The 3,317-nt window shown below is 66.4% G+C and carries 4 protein-coding genes; 2 read left to right on the top strand and 2 right to left on the bottom strand.

The annotated features are described in order from the left end of the window. Positions 1-68 precede the first annotated feature (68 nt). A complete protein-coding gene (locus WBF82_RS16325; RefSeq protein WP_424384019.1) occupies positions 69-1,232 on the top strand; it encodes an NAD(P)-dependent malic enzyme in 1,164 nt (387 codons plus the stop codon). After that, positions 1,229-2,080 carry a glycine betaine ABC transporter substrate-binding protein gene (locus WBF82_RS16320; protein WP_424384018.1) on the top strand — a complete coding sequence of 284 codons (852 nt, stop codon included), beginning with the start codon at positions 1,229-1,231 and terminating at the stop codon, positions 2,078-2,080. Before WBF82_RS16325 ends, WBF82_RS16320 begins: the two co-directional genes overlap by 4 nt. 5 nt (positions 2,081-2,085) lie before the next feature. On the opposite strand, the gene WBF82_RS16315 is transcribed toward WBF82_RS16320, so the two are convergent. Both WBF82_RS16315 and WBF82_RS16310 read right to left on the bottom strand, forming a co-directional pair. Further along, positions 2,086-2,919: an SDR family NAD(P)-dependent oxidoreductase gene (locus WBF82_RS16315; protein ID WP_424384017.1), complete on the bottom strand. Its 834-nt coding sequence runs from the start codon at positions 2,917-2,919 to the stop codon at positions 2,086-2,088. A gap of 188 nt (positions 2,920-3,107) precedes the next feature. Next, the coding region (locus WBF82_RS16310; protein ID WP_424384016.1) for a WXG100 family type VII secretion target at positions 3,108-3,317 on the bottom strand (210 nt) is incomplete at its 5' end.

Genomic DNA, 3,317 nt, shown 5'->3' with positions numbered 1-3,317 from the left:
CTAAAGATCCAGCACAGTACCCTGGGGCCGTGTCCGAAAGCGCATCCCGAGCAACGGAAGGCTCCCCGGTGACGGGTCAGCCCATCGTGCTTGAAGACGAAGAGATCTTCGAAGCGCACATCGCCGGCAAGCTTTCCGTGCAGTTGAGGTCCCCGCTGGACACCCAGCGTGCACTGTCGATCGCCTATACCCCGGGCGTCGCGCAAGTCAGCCGGGCGATCGCCGCCGACCACACCCTGGCCGCGCGCTACACCTGGGCGAACCGGTTGGTGGCCGTGGTCAGCGACGGCAGCGCGGTGCTCGGCCTCGGTGATATCGGCCCCGCGGCCGCGCTGCCGGTGATGGAAGGCAAAAGCGCGCTGTTCAAGGCGTTCGCCGACCTGGACTCGATTCCCATCGTGTTGGATACCAAGGATCCCGACGAGATCGTCGACACGCTGGTGCGGCTGCGGCTGACGTTCGGTGCGGTCAACCTGGAGGACATTTCCGCGCCGCGCTGCTTCGAGATCGAACGTCGGCTGATCGAGGCGCTGGATTGTCCGGTGATGCACGACGATCAGCACGGCACCGCGATTGTGGTGTTGGCGGCGCTGATCGGCGCCACAAAAGTGCTCGGCCGCGACATGCAATCGTTGCGTATGGTGATCTCCGGTGTCGGAGCGGCCGGCGTCGCCTGCGCGAATATCCTGATGTCCGTTGGTATTTCGCACATCACGGTGTTGGACTCCCAGGGCATTCTGCATCCCGGCCGCGACGGTCTGACTCCCGTCAAGGACGACCTGGCAAAGCGCACGAACCCCGAGGGGCTCACCGGCGGCATGATCGAGGCGCTCAAGGGCGCCGACGTCTTTCTGGGGGTGTCGGCCGGGGTGGTGCCCGAGGAGTTGGTCGCCTCGATGGCGCCCGACGGCATCGTGTTTGCGCTGTCCAACCCCGACCCCGAGGTCCATCCGGACGCGGCCGCCCGGCACGCGGCGATCGTCGCCACCGGGCGAAGCGATTTCCCGAACCAGATCAACAACGTGCTGGCCTTCCCTGGCGTTTTCCGCGGTGCGCTCGATGCCGGTGCTCGTCGGATTACCGAGAAGATGAAGATCGCCGCGGCCGAGGCGATCGTCTCCGTTGTCGCCGACGACCTGGCGCGCGACCGGATCGTCCCGAGCCCGCTGGACCCACGGGTTGCGCCCGCGGTTGCTGCCGCGGTGGCTGCCGCCGCAGATCCCACCGAGTGATCACCGGAAGGGTGACTGCACTGGCGCTCGCAGCGGCGCTGGCGATGACGGCTTGCGCGCACAGCACGCCGCCCCGATCGGCTGAGCTGGTGGTCGGATCCCGTCCCGGCGCTGAGTCGGTGCTGCTCGCCGATATCTACACCGGGGCGCTGCGCTCCTACGGGTTCCCGACCCGCACAGAGCTGGCGCCCGACCCACTGACCAAACTCGACGCGGGTGCAGTCGTTGTCGTGCCTGGCTTCACCGGCCGGGTGCTGCAGCGATTTCAGCCCGGTACCACCGTCCGGTCCGACGCGCAGGTGTACAAGGCGATGGTGGGTGCGCTACCCGAGGGGATCGCCGCCGGTGATTACACCACCGCCGCCGAGGACAAGCCGGCGCTGGCAGTCACTGAGACGACCGCCAAAAGCTGGGGCGGCACTGATCTGGGCACGCTGCCACACCACTGTGACGGCCTGGTGATCGGATCGATCGCCCGGGCATCGACGCCGTCGGCGGTGGGCAGCTGCCGGCTGCCCGCGGCTCGCGAATTCCCAGACGACGCAACACTTTTCGCCGCACTGCGGGACCGAATGGTGACTGCGGCGTGGACCACAACCACCGACCCGGGCGTGCCAGCCGATCTGGTGGTGCTCACCGACGGCAAGCCGGCGCTGGTGGAGGCCGAGAACGTGGTGCCGCTGTACCGCCGCAACGGGCTGAGTGATCGGCAGCTGCTGGCGGTCAACGAGGTGGCGGGCGTCCTGGACACCGCCGCGCTGGTTGACATGCGCCGGCAAGTGATCGGCGGTGCCGACCCGCAAGTGGTGGCCGACGGGTGGCTGAGCGAACACCCGCTTGGGCGCTAGGCGCGCTAGCGCGACGGCGGCTTCAGCCGGGCCACCACCGGGCGGAACAGCCGCTGGTAGCTCCCGGATCCGGTTATTCGCACGATGGCGTCCAGCACCTTGGCGTCTGGGCCGACCAACACCCGGGCCCGGTTTTTGGCGACAGCTTCCAGGATGATTTCGGCCGCCCGCCCCGGGGTGGTGCTAGCCAGCCGCTTGTCGAAGAACCTTGCCATCTTCTCGGGGTCCACCCCTTCGGCGGCGGTGGCGTTGCGGGCGATCGGGGTCTTGATGCCGCCGGGGTGCACGGACGTCACCTTGACCGGGTGGCCGTTGAGCGTCATTTCTTGACGCAAGGCTTCGGTAAAGCCACGCACTGCGAATTTGGCGGCGTTGTATGCGGCTTGCCCAGGCATCGACATAAGCCCGAAAAGGCTGGACACGTTGACGATGTGGCCGTCGCCGGAGGCAATCAGATGCGGCAGGAAGGCCTTTGTGCCGTTGACGACGCCCCAGAAGTCGACGTCCATCACCCGTTCGATGTCCTTGAAATGGCTGATCTCGATGTCGCCGGTGAACGCAATCCCGGCGTTGTTGTAGATCTGGTTGACCTTGCCGAAATGCTCGTTGATCTGGTCAGCGTAGGCCTGGAAGGACTCCCGTTCGGTGACGTCGAGTCGGTCGGCCCGGACCGGCGCACCGATGTCGTTCAGCCGTTCTTCGGTCTGCGCGAGCCCCTCGAGGTCGACATCGCTGATCGCCAGGGTGGCGCCGGAGCGGCCGAGCTCAAGGGCTAACGCCTGGCCGATACCTGAACCGGCGCCAGTGATCGCGGCTACCTTTCCGGCAAACCCTTCCATGGACGCTCCTTGCAACGTGGGGTGCGTCAAGGTTAGCCGGTACCAGCGGTATCTCTTACGTCCGGGTAGATCTCCAACGCGGCGGCGACGATACGAGCGCGCGCTGCAGAGCCCCGCTGATGCTGATCGCCCTGGGGCGTCGCGAATTACCAGTAACGCCAACGATGTTGGCGTATCTCGAAGGCTTGTTATGCCCAGCTGCCGCCGACGGCGTTGTCGGTGGTGTTCATGTTGTTGCCGGCGGTTTGCACTTTTTGGCCGTGGGCGTTGGCTTGTTCGTAGATGACCTGGAAGTTGCGGCCCAACTGGGTGATGAACTCCTGGCAGGCCACCGAACCGGCGCCGCCCCAGAAGTCACCGGCAGCCAGCACATCGCGCACGATGGCCTGGTGCTCGGC

It is taken from the genome of Mycobacterium sp., from assembly GCF_049673265.1.
GTDB lineage: Bacteria > Actinomycetota > Actinomycetes > Mycobacteriales > Mycobacteriaceae > Mycobacterium.
This window is presented reverse-complemented; position numbering and strand designations above follow the sequence as displayed.